The organism is Microvirga sp. P4_G7 (genome assembly GCF_056401005.1).
In genome coordinates this window covers 1-534 of record NZ_JBFUKD010001198.1, presented here as the reverse complement: position 1 = coordinate 534, position 534 = coordinate 1, and the positions used below count along the sequence as shown (strand labels likewise).

General features: G+C 60.6%; 1 protein-coding gene. It reads right to left on the bottom strand.

The features are described 5' to 3' along the window. Nucleotides 1-472, bottom strand: a 472-nt coding sequence (locus AC1DT3_RS23855) for a DnaB-like helicase C-terminal domain-containing protein (RefSeq protein ID WP_477467615.1), incomplete at its 3' end; no start/stop codon positions are given. Nucleotides 473-534 lie beyond the last annotated feature (62 nt).

The window sequence follows — 534 nt, the reverse complement described above, 5'->3', positions numbered from 1 at the left end:
GATTGTCGCTCTTCCGACTTCCATGGAGGAGCTGGAGATAATCGACAACCAGTAGCTCAAGACCGCGACGTCTCTTCAACGACCGGGCCCGAAGCTGGAGAGCGGAAATCGTCAGTTCGCCGGACTGGTCGATCGAGATCGGGAGGGAGCGAAGATCACGTTCAGCCGAAACGAACCGTTCCATTTCGCTCTCGCTGGCAAAGCCCCGGCGAAGCTTCCACGTCGGAACCCCCGATTGCTCGGATATGATCCGCTGGCTCAACTGCTCGGAGGACATCTCGAGGGAGTTGAACCCGACCACGCCKGTCTTTTCCCCTCGCGACCGACGTTCCGCTAAGTCTCGCGCGACGTTGAASGCGATGTTGGTSGCGAGCGATGTCTTACCCATAGCSGGTCGTCCCGCGAGGATAAGGAGGTCGGATTTCTGGAGACCGCCCAAGGCGTCGTCCAGCTTTGGGATTCCAGTGGACACACCAACGAGTGCGCCGCCGCTGCGATACACCTCTTCGGCGGAACGAATGGCACGGCCCGCCG